The 19,309-nt window shown below is 45.1% G+C and carries 14 protein-coding genes and 1 tRNA gene; 1 reads left to right on the top strand and 14 read right to left on the bottom strand.

The window, feature by feature from the left end:
* Positions 1 to 9: 9 nt before the first annotated feature.
* From PAENI_RS16025 to PAENI_RS15960, 14 genes are all read right to left on the bottom strand, one after another.
* The gene (locus PAENI_RS16025) at positions 10 to 1,842 is read right to left on the bottom strand and encodes a polysaccharide biosynthesis protein (RefSeq protein ID WP_149645971.1); all 1,833 of its coding nucleotides are present in this window, start codon (positions 1,840 to 1,842) and stop codon (positions 10 to 12) included.
* A gap of 41 nt (positions 1,843 to 1,883) precedes the next feature.
* Positions 1,884 to 2,570, bottom strand: a complete 687-nt coding sequence (locus PAENI_RS16020) for a CpsD/CapB family tyrosine-protein kinase (protein WP_042191248.1) — start codon at positions 2,568 to 2,570, stop codon at positions 1,884 to 1,886.
* Positions 2,551 to 3,330 (bottom strand): YveK family protein, encoded by a 780-nt coding sequence (locus PAENI_RS16015; RefSeq protein WP_149645970.1) that lies wholly within the window; start codon positions 3,328 to 3,330, stop codon positions 2,551 to 2,553. Before PAENI_RS16015 ends, PAENI_RS16020 begins: the two co-directional genes overlap by 20 nt.
* 125 nt (positions 3,331 to 3,455) lie before the next feature.
* The gene (locus tag PAENI_RS16010) at positions 3,456 to 5,447 is read right to left on the bottom strand and encodes an S-layer homology domain-containing protein (protein ID WP_149645969.1); all 1,992 of its coding nucleotides are present in this window, start codon (positions 5,445 to 5,447) and stop codon (positions 3,456 to 3,458) included.
* Between the two features lie 136 nt (positions 5,448 to 5,583).
* Positions 5,584 to 6,366 (bottom strand): tyrosine-protein phosphatase, encoded by a 783-nt coding sequence (locus PAENI_RS16005; protein ID WP_149645968.1) that lies wholly within the window; start codon positions 6,364 to 6,366, stop codon positions 5,584 to 5,586.
* A gap of 104 nt (positions 6,367 to 6,470) precedes the next feature.
* Positions 6,471 to 7,127 carry a ribosome biogenesis GTP-binding protein YihA/YsxC gene (yihA, locus tag PAENI_RS16000; protein ID WP_149645967.1) on the bottom strand — a complete coding sequence of 219 codons (657 nt, stop codon included), beginning with the start codon at positions 7,125 to 7,127 and terminating at the stop codon, positions 6,471 to 6,473.
* Positions 7,128 to 7,139: 12 nt separating this feature from the next.
* Entirely contained in the window at positions 7,140 to 9,503 is a 2,364-nt protein-coding gene (lon, locus tag PAENI_RS15995) for an endopeptidase La (protein ID WP_042191259.1), read from the bottom strand.
* A gap of 293 nt (positions 9,504 to 9,796) precedes the next feature.
* Complete coding sequence (gene lonB / locus PAENI_RS15990) at positions 9,797 to 11,506, bottom strand: ATP-dependent protease LonB (protein WP_042191261.1); 1,710 nt, start codon at positions 11,504 to 11,506, stop codon at positions 9,797 to 9,799.
* A 751-nt stretch (positions 11,507 to 12,257) separates the two neighbouring features.
* A complete protein-coding gene (locus PAENI_RS15985; RefSeq protein ID WP_149645966.1) occupies positions 12,258 to 12,929 on the bottom strand; it encodes a type IV toxin-antitoxin system AbiEi family antitoxin domain-containing protein in 672 nt (223 codons plus the stop codon).
* A gap of 129 nt (positions 12,930 to 13,058) precedes the next feature.
* Positions 13,059 to 14,186, bottom strand: coding sequence for a flavodoxin-dependent (E)-4-hydroxy-3-methylbut-2-enyl-diphosphate synthase (gene ispG, locus PAENI_RS15980; protein ID WP_060621818.1), 1,128 nt, complete (start codon positions 14,184 to 14,186; stop codon positions 13,059 to 13,061).
* 109 nt (positions 14,187 to 14,295) lie between these two features.
* Positions 14,296 to 15,552: an ATP-dependent protease ATP-binding subunit ClpX gene (gene clpX / locus PAENI_RS15975; protein ID WP_042130648.1), complete on the bottom strand. Its 1,257-nt coding sequence runs from the start codon at positions 15,550 to 15,552 to the stop codon at positions 14,296 to 14,298.
* A 12-nt stretch (positions 15,553 to 15,564) separates the two neighbouring features.
* Entirely contained in the window at positions 15,565 to 16,155 is a 591-nt protein-coding gene (gene clpP, locus PAENI_RS15970; protein ID WP_036685049.1) for an ATP-dependent Clp endopeptidase proteolytic subunit ClpP, read from the bottom strand.
* A 283-nt stretch (positions 16,156 to 16,438) separates the two neighbouring features.
* A complete protein-coding gene (gene tig, locus PAENI_RS15965; protein WP_076286460.1) occupies positions 16,439 to 17,773 on the bottom strand; it encodes a trigger factor in 1,335 nt (444 codons plus the stop codon).
* 98 nt (positions 17,774 to 17,871) lie between these two features.
* Positions 17,872 to 18,717 carry a hypothetical protein gene (locus tag PAENI_RS15960; RefSeq protein WP_256989995.1) on the bottom strand — a complete coding sequence of 282 codons (846 nt, stop codon included), beginning with the start codon at positions 18,715 to 18,717 and terminating at the stop codon, positions 17,872 to 17,874.
* 280 nt (positions 18,718 to 18,997) lie between these two features.
* Here PAENI_RS15960 and PAENI_RS15955 point away from each other — a divergent pair.
* Positions 18,998 to 19,071: transfer RNA gene (locus PAENI_RS15955), tRNA-Arg, on the top strand.
* Positions 19,072 to 19,309 lie beyond the last annotated feature (238 nt).

Here is a 19,309-nt window from a genome sequence, read left to right as displayed (position 1 = left end):
ATGAATGATTTAGCTGATAGCAACTTGGGCAACGGGCTGCATCGGTACAATCTGATTGATTATTTCGCGAATAACTTCAGGTTCTTCAGCGAGAACACGTTCCAAGCGTTTAAATTCCAGTTCTAGCTGATTCAGACTTATCACATTAGGTCTACCGATAAAGATTCTTCCATGATCTGTAGAACCTAAATTTTCTTCATCCGTCAACAACTCTTCATACAATTTCTCGCCCTCACGAATACCGGAGAACTGAATATCAATATCCTTATAGGGCTCATAACCAGAGAGAGTAATCAAATCTTCAGCTAAGGTTAGAATTTTTACTGGTTCTCCCATATCCAGAATGAACACTTCGCCACCTTTGGCAAAAGAACCCGACTGGATTACAAGCTGAACAGCTTCTGGAATCGTCATAAAATAACGGACCATTTCTGGATGAGTAACAGTAACCGGACCACCAGCAGCAATCTGCTCTTTAAAGGCCGGGATTACACTTCCACGACTGCCAAGCACGTTCCCAAAACGCACGGCGGAGAACTTCGTTCTACTTGTGGTATGCAGACTTTGCACATACATTTCAGCAATACGCTTAGTTGCACCCATCACACTCGTTGGGTTAACCGCTTTATCCGAAGAGATCATTACAAATCTCTCCGCACCATATTTATCTGCACAATCCGCAACATTCCTTGTTCCAAAAACATTATTCTTAATGGCTTCGGAAGGGTTTCGTTCCATCAATGGAACGTGTTTATGTGCTGCCGCATGAAAGACAACATGTGGCTTATGGCTGCTGAATACGTCCATTATCCGACTGCGGTCCTGTACATCCGCGATTACGGTAACAATATTCAGATCGGGAAACTTCTTACGAAGCTCCATTTCAATCATATAAATGCTGTTCTCTCCGTGTCCAAGTAACATTAACTTGTCGGGACCAAATGGGGCAATCTGCCGACAGAGCTCTGAACCAATAGATCCACCAGCCCCCGTAACTAACACAGTCTTGTGGTGTACATAACCTAAAATACTGTTCAAATCTGCTATAATCGGCTCACGGCCTAGTAAATCTTCAACGCTAACATCTCGCAGTTTCTTTACTGATATTTTTCCCGCGATCAGATCGTTAAGCGCCGGTATAATCTTTAGCTTGGCCCCTGTCTTCTTCGCAAGATTAATAATTTCAGAGATTTCAGTACGTGAAACTGAGGGCATAGCGATAATAATCTCATGAATTTCCCGTTCTTTCACAATAGCGGGAATCGCGTAACGATTGCCTAACACTGGCACACCCAGTATAGACATATGATATTTATTGATACTATCATCAATGAAACCTACTAGCTTGGTATGAGCAAAAGAAGGTCCCATCATTTCCCGAGCAATTAATATTCCACAATCGCCTGCACCTACAATTAGTGTATGGGTCTTAGTGTCTTTGTAATTGATTCGATCATTATGAAGTACTCTCCACAAAAATCGAACTCCACCTACTAATAAAAGAATAGTCTCCATCGACCGAACTTCTATGGCAAGAGGTACTCTATCCGGCAAAATTAGATACGCCAGTGCAAATGAAAATAAAGACCCTACTACAATAGCTTTAGAAACCGATATAATCTCACCGATACTGGCATATTGCCACATTCTTCGGTAAAGACCGAAGTATATCAGGCTTCCACCGAATGCAAATGTTGCAATCAAACCGAATTGCAGCATCTGTACAACGTATTCCTGAAGAGCATGGTTAGGGTACCGAAACAAATAAGATGTCACAATACTGAACCAAATGATCGCAAGATCAATGAAGAATAAAAGAATCACTCTAGATTTCGCTGTCATTTTCAGTGCCTCCAAAAACAACATTATTGTTAAAGAACAAATCAATTTCCATAGTAGTAGTAATAGTAACCTTCGCTGGCTTTACGTTTTACATTATTGAGAACCACGCCAAGCATTTTCGCACCTACACGATCAAGGTTAGCTTTAGCTTTTACAGCAATATCGCGTTTCACCTTGCCATAGCTGACAACCATAATGACACCATCACTCTTGGAAGCCATGATCTGCGCATCTGTAACCGCCAATAACGGTGGAGTATCAATAAGAATGACATCATAACGCTGGCGCAAGTCCTGCAAAAGAGTACTCATCCGATTAGAAGCCATCATTTCTGCTGGGTTCGGAGGAATCGGTCCTGAGGTCATAATGGAAAGATTGGAAACACCAGAATCTTGGACAGTATCCTCAAGAACCGCCTGCTGCGACAGTAGTGAAGATAGCCCAAATCGGTTACTAAGCGAAAAAGTCTTATGTGCTGTCGGTTTTCGCAAATCACCGTCAATCAACAATACCTTCTTATCTGCCTGTGCGTAAGCCGCAGCTAAATTAGCTGAAACTGTTGATTTACCTTCCTCCGGTCCGGACGAAGTTACCATGATTACTTGAATAGTCTCATCCACAGAGGAAAAATCAATATTCGTGCGTAGCGCGCGAAACGCTTCAGATACAGGGGAGCGAGGGTTCGTAACGGTAATCAGATGTCTTTGTTTATTTGGCAGCTGTGACATGTTCAAGTTCGCCCGCCTTTCTGGATGTTTGCGGCTGTGCCTGTGTTGCGCCTTGTTTGCTCTCTTCTGAACCCAATCTTGTAATCATAGCTATCGTTGGTAAACCAAGATATTTCTCAATATCGGCTTCAGTCTTCAGCGTATCGTCCATGTATTCCAGCAAGAAAGCAATCCCTAAACCAATCATCAAGGAAACGATGAAAGCTATAGCCATATTCATTAAGACATTCGGTTCTACCGGTCTTGGATCGACAAGTGGATTTACTTTGGCCTCATTTAGAATCGATACGTTCTCCACGTTAAATAGGTTAGGAATCTCATCCTTGAATACAAGTGAAATGGCATTCACGATTTCAGCGGCTCGCTGATACGAATTATCTCGAACGACAAGTGTCATCACCTGCGTATTATTGACGGAGCTCACATTAACCTTTTTCAACAGCTCTTCTGCAGTAATATTGAACTGCGGATAATCTCTCGTAACAATATCAAGGATGGCTGGAGTCTTAATAATTTCCTTATACGTATTAATCAATTGAATATTAGTATTAATCTGGTTCAAATCAAGCTGCGCTGCAGCCGATTGAGTCGGAGTCTGGTTAACAATAATCTTAGTGGATGCTTCATACACCGGATTCTTAATATACAGACTGTACACGCCAGCAACACCGCACACCAAAACAACTATGCTAACAATCAGCCATAGTCTCTTCCTGACGATCTGAAAATAATCGCGAAGATCCAATTCTTGTGATGACAAGTGTAATTACCTCCAAGCTATTTCTGAAATATTTCGTTACTATATTACAGCACTTCCCTATTGGCAAAAAATTGCCCCCTCTCACCTACATGAGAGGAGGCTGTATACTATACTTTTAAATTTACTTACTTGAAGTTAATAGTACGGTAGATAATTACTGCTGCTTCAGCACGAGTAGCCGTATCGTTCGGGTTGAACTTACCAGCATTTCCGATAACCAAGTTATGATCTGCTGCGAATGCTACGCCATCTCTCAAAGATGCACTGATCTTAGCAGCATCGGAGAATTGGCTAATTGCCGTTACATTCGTTGTTGCAGCTGGATTGATAGATTTCACTGCGCGGGAGATCATTGTTGCCATCTCTGCACGTGTGATGGTTGCATTAGGATCGAACTTAGCCGCACTGCGTCCAGTAATGATTCCTTTTTCTGCTGCAACTGCTACATATGGTGCATACCAAGCAGTTGAACTTACATCGCTAAAGCTTTGTACAGCTGAATTGTTCTCCAGGTTAAGCGCACGAATCAGCATTTTAGCGAACTCTGCACGAGTTACATTGCTCTTCGGTGCGAATTTACCTTCGCCTACGCCTTCAATCGCGCCTTTTGCAGCTACGACTTGAATTTGTTTGCCAGCCCATGCTTGTACACTAGCAATATCCGTAAAGTTTACTTTATTCTCAAGCACTGCATAGGATGAGAAAGTATCACGTGGTTCTACGATGAACTCTCCGTCAAGCACACCACCTTGGAATTGCAGGCTACCGTATACAAGCTTCGCTACGGACAGCAATTCTTTATCAAGACCTTCAGTATTCTTAAGCGGAAGTTTAATGGTAATTGGTTGTTTGAATGTGCTTGTTGCTACACCGTTCACGCTAAGTGCGAATTCATACACATCCGAAGCCAATTTCAGCTTGGTAACGGAAGTTACAACTTCTGGTTTAGCAGTAGTTACTGTCAATGAAATCGCTGTGCTGAATTGGCTTACAGGAATCGTTACAGTTACACCGTTGAAAGTAATTGCGATATTTGCAATACCTTTAGCTTTTGCAGCTTCAATAATAGCTTGGGAAAGTGGAACTTCAACTGTAGTCGCGTTTACTGTTCCCAGATTCAAGGTCAAAGTAAGACCAGTTTTACCAGGATTCGCTGCAACCAGCTTATCAAATTCTTTAATTACATCAGCGTCAACCAATTTCAAGGTTGCTTTACCGTCAACAATGCTTACGAGCTTAGATACGTCATAGATTCCTGGAGTTTGAACAGGAGCTACAGGAGTTGTAACATTCCCACCATTGCTACCACCATTACCATTACCGTTACCGTTACCGTTACCGTTACCATTATCGCCCAATCCATACGCTTTAACGTAAGCAAGTGCAAGTGACTTCGCCGCAGGCTTCGCGGATTTAATCGTATTATTCAGGTTCTTCAATGTTAACTTCACATCACCAGCAGTAACTCCAAGATTTTGCAACGCTTGGCTTACTGTAAGAGCTCCTGCTCCTGTCGTGTGGCTCAATACTTTCGCAATAGCTTCATCCAACAAAGTATCGTAACCAGATTCAGATGTGAGAATTTCCAACAACTCTGCAGTTGTCTTGCTGCTAACCAGTGCACGAAGTTCTGTTTCTACACTGATTAAGAATTCAGAAACACTATCTACAGTAAGACCAGACACACCCGCTTTAGTTGCAATTTTGCTCAGCAGGGCAATGTTTTTGTCGTCGTTACGGATAATTTGAATTCCGGAGAAATCGTTTCCATAGACATCATATACTACACTAGTAACGCTTTGGAACAATTTAAGTGATGTCTTTGTTTCTACTTCATCCAATGAAAGCTTGTTCAAGACTGGAGCAAAAATCTCTGAGAAAGTTGCCTCGTCCAGCGCAGCAACCTCATTTTTCAAATTATAGAGGTAAACTACATCTGTTGCAGAGAGTTGCTTGTAAACATTAAGAACTTTCTCCTTAACTGCTGTACTGCTGCTAACTGTAGCTGCAGATGCTGTACCCACTGCTCCAAGACTACCCAACGGAAGACCCGCTACGGATGCTGCTACCATACTTGCTGCCAATGTTGATACTACTAGTTTCTTTTTCAAAGTCACTAAATATCCACCTCTTTATATGTATTTAAATTCTCGTATTACTATAGTCCTAGACTTTTTCACCTTATGTCTACACTATTACGTATATCAACGATTCACCCAATAAAACCCATTCTACCACTATTAGGTAGATTAGTCAGCCCTTTCGGGAAAAAATGCCAAACAATTTGTGTCGATTCCCCCTTTTTTGTACGTGATTACCACGAATAACCACTCCATTTGCCACAATTTGCTGAGAGTTTTCGCGCATATAGTCGCGCATCCCAGGACCTAATTCTTTCTCTAAAACTACATAAGCAGCATTTAATCCAAAAGGACGATGAACACTGTCATGTGCATCAGAGGCCAACACATGCACTGCATTTCTACGACATAACTCCAGGGATAGCTTCTGAAGTTTATTCCCGAAGACGCCTGCAAGACTTTGTGCGGTTACCTGACCGAGTGATCCCAGTTCTATCAATCTTTCTAACTTAGAAGGATCGGCAGCTACTTCAGCATTACGCTCCGGATGGGCGATGACCGGAACGAACCCTTGAATGATCAACTCGTGACAGATTTCTTCCATGTTGCGTGGGACTCGTGAAGAAGGCATTTCCAGCAAAATATACCGCGAGTCTGCAAGACTTAGCAGTTGCCCCCGCTCCAGATCATCCAGTAAATCTCCGTACACTCTGATTTCCTGACCTGGAAGAACAAGCAGTGGATTGCCATGCTGACGAAGTTTCTCATTCATCAGATCCACTGCTTCTCTTATACTAGCGGAGTTATTCATATATTGACCGTTGGCGTGATGTGGTGTGGCAATGACGGATGTAATCCCGTCCCTATAGGCGTCTTGCGCCATGGCGAGAGCGGATTCCCAATCAGTAGCTCCGTCATCCATAAAGGGTAAGATGTGGCAATGGATATCTTTCATATGTTATCTATCGGTCCCTTCACATAGAAAATTTAGTTTTACCCATAAAAAAATACAACCATTCCCAAATGGAATGGTTGCTTGATTGTAAATGAGTTCTTGTCTTATGCTTCAGTAGGTTCCTCTTGCTGAGGTTCATTTCCATCTATTTCAGCATTTTCAGAATCTGGAGAGGAGAGAACATACCCATCGATCAATCCCCAAAGTTCTTCTTTACCAAGGCCAATCTCTGAAGAGAATGGAATGAAATTATCCCCTGGCAGCACGCCAAGCTCCTGCTTCATGATCTTGATATGCTTTTGCCAGCGAGTCTTCGGAATCTTATCCGCCTTAGTCGCTACTACACACATAGGAAGATCATAATGCTTCAACCAGTCGAACATCATCTTATCATTGCTGGTCGGCGGATGACGCAGATCCACGATGAGCAGAACAAGCTTCAACGTATCGCGCTCAGATAGATATTTTTCCACCATCTTGCCCCATGTTGCACGTTGCGTCTTCGACACTTTAGCATATCCGTAACCTGGAAAGTCAACAAAATACATGGTGTCTTCATTGATACGGTAATAGTTCATATGCTGGGTCTTACCTGGAGTGGAGCTTGTCCGAGCCAGATTCTTGCGGTTAATCATTCGGTTAATGAGGGATGACTTCCCTACATTGGAGCGCCCTGCCAGAGCAACCTCTGGCAAAGCATCATCAGGGTATTGATCAGGGCCAACGGCACTGATTATAAATTCGGCAATATTAACTTTCATAGGACTTCCTTTCTAATGCACACTACTCGGTGGCTCACTGCTAATTTCATTATGATGCTCAACTAACGCATGATGCAAGACCTGATCCATGTTAGATACTGGTATGAACTCCACATCATTGCGTACGCTCTCTGGAATTTCTTTCAGATCACGTTCATTGTCTTTGGGAAGAAGGATCTTTTTATATCCAGCACGGTGTGCAGCTAAAGACTTCTCTTTCAGTCCACCGATCGGCAATACACGTCCACGTAGGGTGATCTCACCGGTCATGGCCACATCCTTCGAAACATAACGCTTCGTAAGTGCGGAGATCAATGCGGTAGCAATCGTAATCCCTGCAGACGGGCCATCCTTCGGAATCGCACCTTCAGGAATGTGGATATGAATATCAATCTTCTCATAAAAATCGGGCTGGAGCCCCAGCTCCTCCGCCTTCGAACGTGTATAACTGAAAGCGGCCTGTGCCGACTCCTTCATTACATCGCCCAGTTGTCCAGTAAGTGTCAGCTTGCCCGTTCCCTGCACGACAGTCACTTCGATCAGCAGCGTATCGCCACCAACCTCAGTCCAGGCCAGTCCAGTTACTGTGCCAATCTGATCTTCAAGCTCCGCCATACCGTAACGGTATTTCGATGCACCTAAGTAATCCTTGATGTCATCCGGCAGAATGACTACACTTTCTTTTTCCTTGGACACAATCTGTTTCGCGGCTTTGCGGCATAACGCTGCAATCTGCTGCTCCAAATTACGCACACCGGATTCACGAGTATATTCGCGCACGATACGCAATAAACTGTCGTCTTCGATGATCAGCTGGTCTTCTGCAAGACCATGGTTCTTCTTCTGCTTCGGCAAAAGATAACGGCTACCGATCTGCAATTTCTCCAGTTCCGTATAACCCGGAATGAATAACATTTCCATCCGATCGAGTAGCGGACGCGGAATGTTATGCACTACATTCGCTGTTGTAACAAACATAACGTTCGATAAATCAAACGGCAACTCTACAAAATGGTCGCTGAACGTATTGTTCTGTTCTGGGTCCAATACCTCAAGCAATGCTGAGGATGGGTCGCCACGGAAATCTGCAGCCATCTTATCAATTTCATCTAGCAGGATAACCGGATTAATCGTACCTGCTGTCTTCATCCCTTGAATGATTCGGCCTGGCATCGCACCCACATAAGTCCGGCGATGACCACGGATCTCCGCTTCATCACGTACACCGCCAAGCGAAATACGAACGAACTTACGATTGAGTGAACGGGCGATGGAACGAGCCAGTGAGGTTTTGCCCACACCTGGAGGCCCTACAAGACATAGGATCGGCCCTTTTAGCTTCTTCACCAACTGCTGAACGGCTAAATATTCCAATACCCGTTCCTTTGGTTTTTCCAAACCATAGTGGTCCTCATCAAGTACCTGTTCTGCCTTCTTGATGTCAAGGTCATCTTCTGTCTGTTCATTCCAAGGAAGACCCAGCAGCCAATCCACATAATTGCGAATTACGCCACCTTCAGCTGAGCTCACTGGCATTTTTTCCAGACGATCGATTTCCTTCTCCATCTTCTCTTTCACGCGTTCCGGCAAATTCTTCTCTTCCATGAGATTCCGCAGTTCTTCCGCTTCTCCCACCCGACCTTCCTTCTCGCCGAGTTCTTTCTGGATCGCTTTCATTTGCTCGCGCAAATAATATTCCTTCTGCGTCTTCTCCATCTGCTTCTTCACACGTTGATTGATCTTGCGTTCAAGCTCCAGCACTTCACGCTCATTATTAAGAATATCAAGAAGCTTCTCTAGGCGTTTACTAACATCAATCGTCTCTAGAATTTCTTGCTTATCCTTAATCTTTAGCGACAAATGACTCGTAATAACATCCGCAAGACGACCAGGCTCCTCAATATCGGATACAGCAGCCAGTGTCTCTGGTGTCACTTTTTTGGATAACGTTATATAGTGTTCGAACTGATTAAGTACTGTACGCATCAGCGCGTCACACTCTTGATCGCCATCTTCCTCTTCTGGTAGCTCGCGCGCCATAACCTCATAATACTCATCATTATCGATATAATTAATAATTTCGGCTCGTTCTACACCCTCAACCAGTACACGAATCGTACCGTTTGGCAGCTTCAGCATTTGCCGCACATTCGCGACAGTACCGACCCGAAAAATATCGTCCTGACCAGGCTCTTCAATATTCACTTCCGACTGTGAACACAGAAGAATTAAATTATCTTCAACCATAGCTTTTTCTAGTGCCCGAACTGACTTCTCACGGCCCACATCCAAGTGAAGAACCATGCTTGGGTACACAAGAAGACCTCTTAGCGGTAATAAAGGAAAACGACGACCTTTTGTTTTATTTGTCATCATCGCTTTCGCACCTCCCATGGCTCTCAATTAATCTCATATGAATTCATTCTAACAAAAGCAGCCCCAAAACACCAACAAAGTACTTGCAATTTAAGAATAAACAACCTTATTATCCTTAAAAAACGGCAACGTTTCTCAAAGAAATGTAAGGATTATGGAAAGTGTGAATCTATACTTTAAAAAAGGAAGCAGCAGACACGCCTGCGGCTCCCTTTATTTCACAGTGGCAAGTCACGATTTACTTATCGAAACCATAACACACCCTAGCTTACATTTTAGGTAGTAATTTAAGCTCAACCCTTTGCAGACTCTCCAGCGGCATCAGCCTTCAGAAGTGAAGGTGCTGCGGAGAAAAGCTCGCCAGCTACTGCAGGAAGCCTTACGTCTGCTGTATCGGCACCAAACAGATGACGGAATACTTCTTCCACCGTTTCCATTGGAATGACGCGTAGTGGGGCGAGGTCAGCGAATAGGGACTGCCAGTTTTCTTTTGGAATAAGCACCGTAGTAGCTCCCGCTTGAAAAGCAGCCTCCACCTTCGCAATTACACCACCAACAGGCTTCACACGCCCATGTATGCCTATCTCACCAGTGATCGCTACGGTATTATCCACGGGAAGACCACGAATGGCGGAGACGATAGCAACTGCCATCGCAACCCCTGCTGAGGGTCCGTCAATGGGTGTTCCACCTGGAAAGTTCACATGCAGATCATAACGGTCTGGTTCCAGATTCATGGTACGCAGTACGGTCAATACGTTCTCAACGGAGCCTTTAGCCATGCTCTTTCTCCGAATCGTGCGAGAACCTCCACCGATCTCTTCCTCATCTACTACTCCGGTTACGTTCAATCTACCTTGACCGTTCTGCGCAGGTGCTGCGGATACTTCGATCTCGAGCAAGGTGCCCATTCCCGGTCCATACACTGCAAGTCCGTTAACCAATCCAATCTGCGGCGCGGAAGGAATCTTGCGCTCTGTTCGAAGTGGAAGCTGGCTACTGCCTGCCACCCATTCTACATCAGCAGCACTTAGCGTATCTCTCTGCTCCGTTAGCGCTAGTCCAGCAGCGAGCTGAATCATATTGACCGCCTCCCGGCCATTTGTTGCATATTGCTGCACAACAGTGACTGCTTCAGGGCTTGGCTTCAGTCCGATCTTCTGTATCGCGTCACGCGCGATGACCGCAATCTCATCCGGCAATAGCGGACGGAAATAAATCTCCATGCAACGTGAACGCAGCGCGGGAGAAATCTCATCCGGGGAACGCGTAGTAGCTCCTACTAACCGGAAGTCAGCAGGTAAACCATTTTGAAAAATATCATGAATATAAGCCGGAGTATTATTGTCCTCCGAATTATAATACGCGCTCTCTAGCAGAACCTTCCGGTCCTCCAGCACCTTTAGCAGCTTATTCATCTGAATGGGGTGAAGCTCACCGATCTCATCCAGAAAAAGAATCCCGCCATGCGCCTTCGTCACCGCTCCTGGCTTTGGCTGCGGCACACCTGCTACGCCCATGGCTCCAGCACCTTGATAAATTGGATCATGCACCGATCCGATTAACGGGTCGGCAATACCACGCTCATCAAAACGAGCGGTCGTCGCATCAATTTCAGTGAATTTGGCGTCACTTTTAAAAGGGGAAAGGACATTTTTTTTCGCCTCTTCCATGACCACGCGCGCCGCGGCAGTCTTGCCGACTCCTGGCGGACCATAAATAATCACATGCTGCGGATTAGCACTACATAGTGCGGCCTTCAGGGCGCGGAGCCCATCTTTTTGCCCAACAATATCTCCAATAGAAGCCGGCCTAGTTTTCTCCGACAATGGTTTGGTTAGTGAAATCATACGCATTTTCCGTAGTTTATCCAGTTCCTTACGCGACTCTCGGTCTACCGCCGTCTTGTTTGTCTTCTGACCCCGCAGCAGATTCCAAAAGTATACGCCGATAACCAGCGCGAAAAAGAGCTGCACGATCATCACAACTATACTTAATTCCATAGGTCATCCTCCTGTTTCGTTCAGTCTACCTTTCCACCTTTGGCTACTATTAGGTAGTATAGCCGTTTCGGTAATTAGTAAACGCACAATTGAGGATTTGTTGAATTGTTGGTGTAGGACAAGTAGCAGGAATTTATAATTTGGGGTTGAAAGTTCTAAGAAGTGCTAGATGCACCTCAGATTCTCCCCCCCTCTAGCGGGAAGATGAGTATGAACAGTCATAGACCTTGGAGCTACGTTCACGTTCGGTAGGCCCCTATTTCCGACTGTGCTGCTCAATGGCGTTAAGTCATCTATGGAAGAAGCTTAAGATGGTCTTCAAGCGATAATCCGGGAAAATCCACTTGATTATTCGTTGTTTATGGACTCTAGGCTGATAATTAGGGAATTCCTCCCTGATTATCAGCCAAAATAGTTATAAATAAGGTGAATCGCTCATTTATTAGGGAGGTTTTCCCTAAAAAGATCGATTTGGAACGATATTAGGCTTTTTTCAGGGAGGTTTTCCCTAATTATTTATTAATGCTCCAAATTTCGCTCCATAGTGCACATCTTACGGCACTCCTCACCACATTCCTTATCACATTCCATACTAACTACATATTACATACCAACTTCCTTACCATACTCCATACTCCATACCCCACTCCACTTCTCACCACTCCTTCTAATCAAGTCATTCGATCTTCCAGCATCCCATCTGCAGGTTATTCCTTAAACATTAGCCCATCAACCACTTAAACTTACTATGTTAATCCCAGCAATAAAGGACATCACGAGCCAGCTTATACTCAACATTTTTAACACCAATCCCCCTTGTCACAGGGGTTAGCCAGCCCTTTTCACACAACTTCATCAACATCAATCGTACCGTTTTGGGGTCCAAAGCAAAATACTCTGCTACATCTTTGGGACGAACTGTCCCCGCTTGGCGAACCACTAATCGCATGATTTCCTTCTCAGCAAATAGTAATTTTCCATGCGGTGCATCTACAATTAAGTAACGGCTTAGCACCACACGCAGCAGTGTAATACATAGCTCTGGGCGCTGTTCCACATCGTCATAGGCAAATGAAATTACTTGGTAACCCATTCCGTATAGAAACGTCTCACGATTTAGCTCATTACAATACTTCAGCCTGTCCATGTCCCTCACATGCGCTGCATACCCTTTGATCTCGAACAAGAGCTTGATAGGCCCCGGCAAAAAAGCATAATCCGCGAAATAAGATCGTCCGCGCCAATCCAGCACCTCATACTCCGGATGTAGATCATTGAAATCCCCACGAAGCGGCCACCATACATTCTGTAAAAACATTTCTTCGGCATGACGATGCCCTCTCTCTAGCCTTCCTCGTCGTTCCCCATTCCTGCTTGCTAGATGTTTCTCAATAAATGCTTCATGGGCTTGTTCATAGCTCATTCGATGTTCCCCCTGATTAATTTATTCCACGCAAAAAAACGCCCCGTTCCCACCACCGGATATACCGGGGTGTAACAGGGCGTTCTTCACCACTTATTATGAATTGATCATTATTTCGTAAAATACCAGTTACTTCGATTGCACCGGAGGTGCAAGATTAGCGTGAGCACGCCCTGGAATTTCACCAGTTTCCTCATACGCTACAACAATCGCATCGATTTCCTTCTTCAGCTCGTTCACGAGTTCCGCTTCAGGCACCTTACGAATCATCTGACCGTAACGGAACAACAAACCTTCCCCACGGGCACCAGCAATACCAATATCCGCTTCACGCGCCTCACCAGGACCATTAACGGCGCAGCCGAGCACGGATACTTTAATAGGTACCTTAAGCTTCGAAATGTATTCTTCCACCTCATTAGCGATGGAGAAGAGATCTATATCAAGTCGTCCGCAAGTCGGACAAGAAATGAGTGTTGCCGCGTTAGAGATCAGACCGAAGGTCTTCAGCAGCTCGCGTGCCACCTTAACTTCTTCCACTGGATCAGCGCTAAGCGAGATACGCAGGGTGCTGCCGATGCCCATAGAGAGCAGTGCACCGATACCCGCGGAGCTTTTTACTGTACCGGCAAACAAGGTGCCGGATTCTGTAATCCCGAGGTGCAGCGGATAAGGAATAACTTCCGCAGCCTGACGGTAAGCTTCGATGGCCATTGGCACATCGGATGCTTTTAAAGATACGATAATGTCGTGGAAATCCAGCTCTTCCAAAATACCAATATGGTACAGTGCACTTTCTACCATAGCTTCTGGAGTCGGATATCCGTATTTCTCCAAGAGATGATTCTCCAAAGAACCGGCGTTTACACCAATCCGAATCGGAATTCCTTTTTCTTTACACGCTTTAACTACTGCTTCTACCTTCTCCCGACGACCGATATTGCCCGGATTAATCCGTACTTTATCGATGCCGTTCTCAATAGCCATCAGCGCGAGCTTATAGTTAAAATGAATATCCGCTACGAGTGGGATATGAATCTGCTTCTTGATCTCCTTAATCGCGGCGGCTGCCTCTTCATTGTTGACAGTAACGCGTACCAGTTGGCAGCCTGCTTCCTCAAGCCGTAAAATTTCGGCTACAGTAGCCTCCACATCAGCTGTTTTGGTTGTACACATGCTTTGAATCGCAACCTCGTTGTTTCCCCCAATAATGAGCCCGCCAACATTGACAGGACGGGTTTGGTGTCTCAAGAACATGATTTTTCTCCCCCATAACGCCAAAGCTCCACCCCTTCGCAACCGCTAGTGAAGCGGGATAAGCGGAAGAAAGGTGGAGACAGTGACATGTATTGTTAAGGTAAGCGACTTACGCGCTTTCCTCTTTCTTTTTGTCTTTCTTAAGGTTCAATTCAGGCAAAGCCTTCTCTTGAACGACCTGCTCCGTGATCACACAATCCTTAATATCATCGCGTGAAGGAACTTCATACATCACATCAAGCATGATGCTCTCAATAATCGCGCGCAGTCCACGGGCTCCCGTATTGCGTTTGATCGCTTCCTTGGCAATCGCTTCGAGTGCCAACGGTTCGAACTTCAGCGCTACGTTATCCATTTCCAGCAGCTTGATGTATTGTTTCGTGAGTGCATTCTTAGGCTCGGAAAGGATACGCACCAGCGTATTCTCATCAAGCGGCTCCAAAGTCGAGATGACCGGTAGACGGCCTACAAATTCAGGGATTAATCCGAATTTGAGCAAGTCTTCAGGCAATACCATCGACAAATATTCGCCAGGCTTGAGATCCTTTTGTCCTTCAACTGCTGCGTTGAAGCCAATGACTTTTTTACCGATACGGCGTTTAATCATTTGCTCCAGACCGTCAAAGGCACCGCCTACGATGAACAAGATGTTCGTCGTATCAATTTGAATAAACTCTTGATGAGGATGCTTACGACCACCTTGTGGTGGTACGGAAGCAACCGTTCCTTCGAGAATCTTCAGAAGTGCCTGCTGTACACCTTCACCGGATACGTCACGAGTAATGGACGGGTTCTCGGATTTACGTGCCACTTTATCAATCTCATCAATATAGATAATGCCGCGTTCGGCTTTCTCCACATCATAATCTGCCGCTTGAATCAGCTTAAGCAGAATGTTCTCAACATCCTCGCCGACATAACCAGCTTCCGTTAGGGAAGTAGCATCAGCAATCGCAAATGGAACGTTGATAATCTTCGCCATCGTCTGTGCGAGCAAAGTTTTACCCGAACCGGTTGGACCAAGCAAAAGAATATTACTCTTCGTCAGTTCAACATCTTCGATTTTGCTTTGGCTGTTCACACGCTTATAGTGATTGTAAACTGCAACAGACAGCGATTTCTTCGCTTGCTCTTGACCGATTACATATTGATCCAAAATATCGCGGATTTCCTTTGGTTTCGGAATATCCTTCAGATCAAGCTCTTCCTCATGACCGAGCTCTTCTTCCACGATTTCCGTGCAAAGCTCGATACATTCGTCACATATATAAACGCCCGGTCCTGCTACAAGCTTACGAACCTGCTCTTGTGATTTGCCGCAAAAAGAACATTTCAATTGCCCTTTTTCATCATTAAATTTAAACATCTAACCACCCCTTTAAGATTTCATCGGTGAAGAAAGAACCTGGTCAATAAGCCCATATTCCTTGGCTTCTTCCGCGCTCATGAAGTTATCGCGGTCTGTGTCCCGTTCGATTTTTTCAAGGGGCTGACCTGTGCGATCTACATAAATTTGATTCAACTTCTGTTTCGTCTTGAGGATCCAATCGGTATGAATCCAAATGTCGGACGCTTGACCTTGAACACCACCGAGCGGTTGATGAATCATAACTTCGCTGTTAGTCAGCGCGTATCTTTTGCCCGGAGCCCCAGCTGTTAAAAGGAGCGATCCCATGCTTGCCGCCATCCCTACACAAATGGTTGAAACATCCGGTTTGATATATTGCATCGTATCGTATATACCCATGCCGGCTGTTACTGAACCACCGGGTGAGTTGAGGTACAAGTGAATGTCCTTCTCGGGATCATCTGCTGCAAGGAACAGCAGTTGAGCAATAACCAGATTGGCGACATCATCGTCAATCGCACTGCTTAAGAAAATAATGCGATCCTTGAGCAATCTGGAATAGATATCGTATGAACGTTCCCCACGACTTGTTGATTCCACAACCATTGGTACCAGACTCATGCCACCAACCTCTTTTCTCTATACAGATTAGTCTTATCGTTTCAAAAATATTTTAACACGTTCACGGCCCGATGTCATTTTTTCACTACAGCAGACCTGTCCACCGCTTGTGATAGTGACGTCATCACGCCAATTTCCTTAATACCATACGCTCATACGGATACCTATGTAATCACATATATCTGTGCCCGAGGATAAAAATAAGGCACGTAACGAAACTTACGTGCCTTATCATATCTGTATGGAGGCCGATTGCTCGGCCGTTCTAGGTAGTTAAAAAATCTTACTCAGCTTTAGCGTCTTCAGCAGCTGGTGCTTCTTCTACTGCTTCAACTTCTACACTATTGCTAACAAGGAAATCAATGGTTTTGCGCAAAGAAAGTTCTTCGCTCAAGCTACCTAGTGAACCGTTAGCTGCCAAGATGCTGCGAATTTCTTCTGGAGTACGTTTGTAAGCTTCAGCCATAGTAGCCAACTCTTCGTTAACTTCTTCTTCGGAAACTTCAATGTTCTCTTGTTTAGCGATAACTTCCAGTACCAGGTTGTTGCGAACGCGTTTTTCAGCATCGCCTTTCATTTGGTTCTGCAAATCTTCACGAGTTTGACCCGAGAAGCTAAGGAACATATCCATGTTCATACCTTGTTGACGAAGACGAGTGTCGAAGTCACGAACCATGTTCTCAACTTCGCTGTTGATCATTGCTTCTGGGATTTCAACTTCAGCGTTTGCTGCTGCTTTATCAACAACTGCGTTCTCGCGAAGGCCTTTCAGTTCATCCTGTTTACGGGATTCGAGCTGAGCTTTCAGATCTGCTTTGTACTCTTCCAAAGTTTCGAATTCACTTACATCTTTAGCGAACTCATCATCAAGTGCAGGAAGTTGTTTGCGTTTGATTTCGTGCAGTTTCACTTTGAATACTGCTTTCTTACCCGCAAGGTTCTCTGCATGGTATTCGTCAGGGAAAGTAACTTCAACATCTTTGAAATCTCCAGTGGACATTCCCACTACTTGCTCTTCAAATCCAGGAATGAAGGAGTTGCTACCAAGTTCAAGAGAATGACGCTCAGCTTTTCCGCCTTCGAACGGTACGTCATCAACATATCCGTCAAAATCGATCACAGCGATGTCGCCGTTAGCTGCTGCTTCTTCTTCAACTACTACGAGTTCAGCATGACGCTCTTGCAGACGAGCAAGCTCAGCGCTCAGCTCTTCTTCAGTCACTTCAGCTTTTTGTACTGGAACTTCCAGACCTTTGTAATCGCCGAGCTTCACTTCAGGTTTAACCGTGATCTTCGCTTTGAAGATAAAGGATTGACCTTTAGCAAATTGCTCAATATCAACTTCAGGACGGTCTACAGGGAAGATGTCAGTTTGTTCAACTGCTTCACCGTAAGCTTCAGGAAGAAGAATGTCGATTGCATCTTGGTACAAGCTTTCTACACCAAAACGGGATTCAAAGATCGGGCGTGGCACTTTACCTTTACGGAAGCCTGGTACGTTAGCTTTCTTAACGACTTTGTTAAAAGCTTTATCAAGTGCTGCTGCAACGCGTTCTGCGTCAACTTCTACTTCAAGAACTCCAAGGTTCTTCTCTATTTTTTCCCATGTTGCTTTCATATTATACTTTTCCCTCCAAAATATAGGTTCACAAGTTTACTTCAAAAAATGATACAATCCACGCACAGAATAACCATTATATTATATACAACATTACTTTATTTATCAAGTAGAGAAGTCTTTACAAAACCCTTGAGCGCACGATATGCTCCCTCAAATTGAAAGCGCATGCCGTCTGTAATGCCGTACATTCCACGAGTCTCCTCCTCTTGCCGTGTACCGTTTAAGCTCTCAGATACAAACTGGTGTAACGCCCCCGCCCAAATATCTAGTAGCGCGTCTTCCCCATCCAGTATTTTCCGATACTCTTCCGATCCATAAATCGACATGACGAACTGGCCCCAGAGCTCCTGTGCAAAATAATACAGCGTAGGCTCATGTACCTCCGCCTGCTCGGCTACCCGCTCAAGCACCTGACTCACCTGCGGCGGAAAATCCTCTGTCTGCAGCGGCACACTTTCAATCTCTACAATTGCTGTTTCGTGACCACGAATCAGATTCACTGTTCCCTGCATCCCACGCCGCCGAAGGGTCTGCAGGGTCCGAAATTGCAGCAGCGGGTGAACATTATCCCCCTGCAGCCATGCCGTCAGCGCCTCATCGACTCCGCCGCCTTCCAGATATGAAAGCTGCTCTAGTGCTAGGATTGTCGCCTCTGACAGCGGCTCATTCATTATCCGCTGCAGCAGCTTTTGAGGATACCCCGCATCCTCAGTCATTTTTGATTTGGCCAAGAGACGGGCCATATCTTCTTCCCTTAAATCTTCGTCTTCGGGGTGAACGGCTCCTTCCGCATCTCCATTCTGAGAGGCGTAAGGGAAAGCTGTTTCGAGCCATTCCAGCAGAGACCGCCATTCCTCGTAATTTCGTTCTTCCTGTCCTTGACACTGCAACAAAAAACGTAGCAGCTCCATCGCTTCCCCGTATCGTTCACTCTCCAGCATCACCGTAAGCTGGATTTGATAATAGTCCAGTGTCTTGGGAAACAGGACGATATTCTCTTTTGTGGCGGGGGAATCTGAATCTTTAATGAGGGCACCTCCTTATAGCTAATTATGTGAATTGAATTCTAAAACGTCATAAATGTTATTAAGACCTTAAGCTTCTTCCGAAACTTAATAATTGTAGATTATAGCATACCCCGTACTCTTTTTAAAAAACAGCTTGAAAAACATCGGCGTACATGATATGATAACTCCTGCTTGCTTTTCAGCCAGCAATCATGTCCCGGTAGCTCAGCTGGATAGAGCATGCGCCTTCTAAGCGCACGGTCAGGGGTTCGAATCCCTTCCGGGACGTCAGAGTAACAGCCTTCCTTCGGGGAGGCTGTTTTTGCGTTCAGGGGATCGAAGCACAGAGGTTCGTCGGAGTATAGGCATCGAAAGCATACGCTTCGCAGTAAGCCCTTTAGGGCTGTATCCCGCTCTGGACTCGTTAACAGCCTTCCTTCGGGGAGGCTAACGAGTCCAGAGGTAAAAATATTCGGCTCAACAGACGAAATTATAGTGTCCATCATTGGACAGGTTGTTGAATACT

Source organism: Paenibacillus sp. B2(2019) (assembly GCF_008370385.1).
GTDB lineage: Bacteria > Bacillota > Bacilli > Paenibacillales > Paenibacillaceae > Paenibacillus_AQ.
Note: the sequence above shows the minus strand (reverse complement) of the source record. Positions and strands in the feature narration are given on the sequence as shown.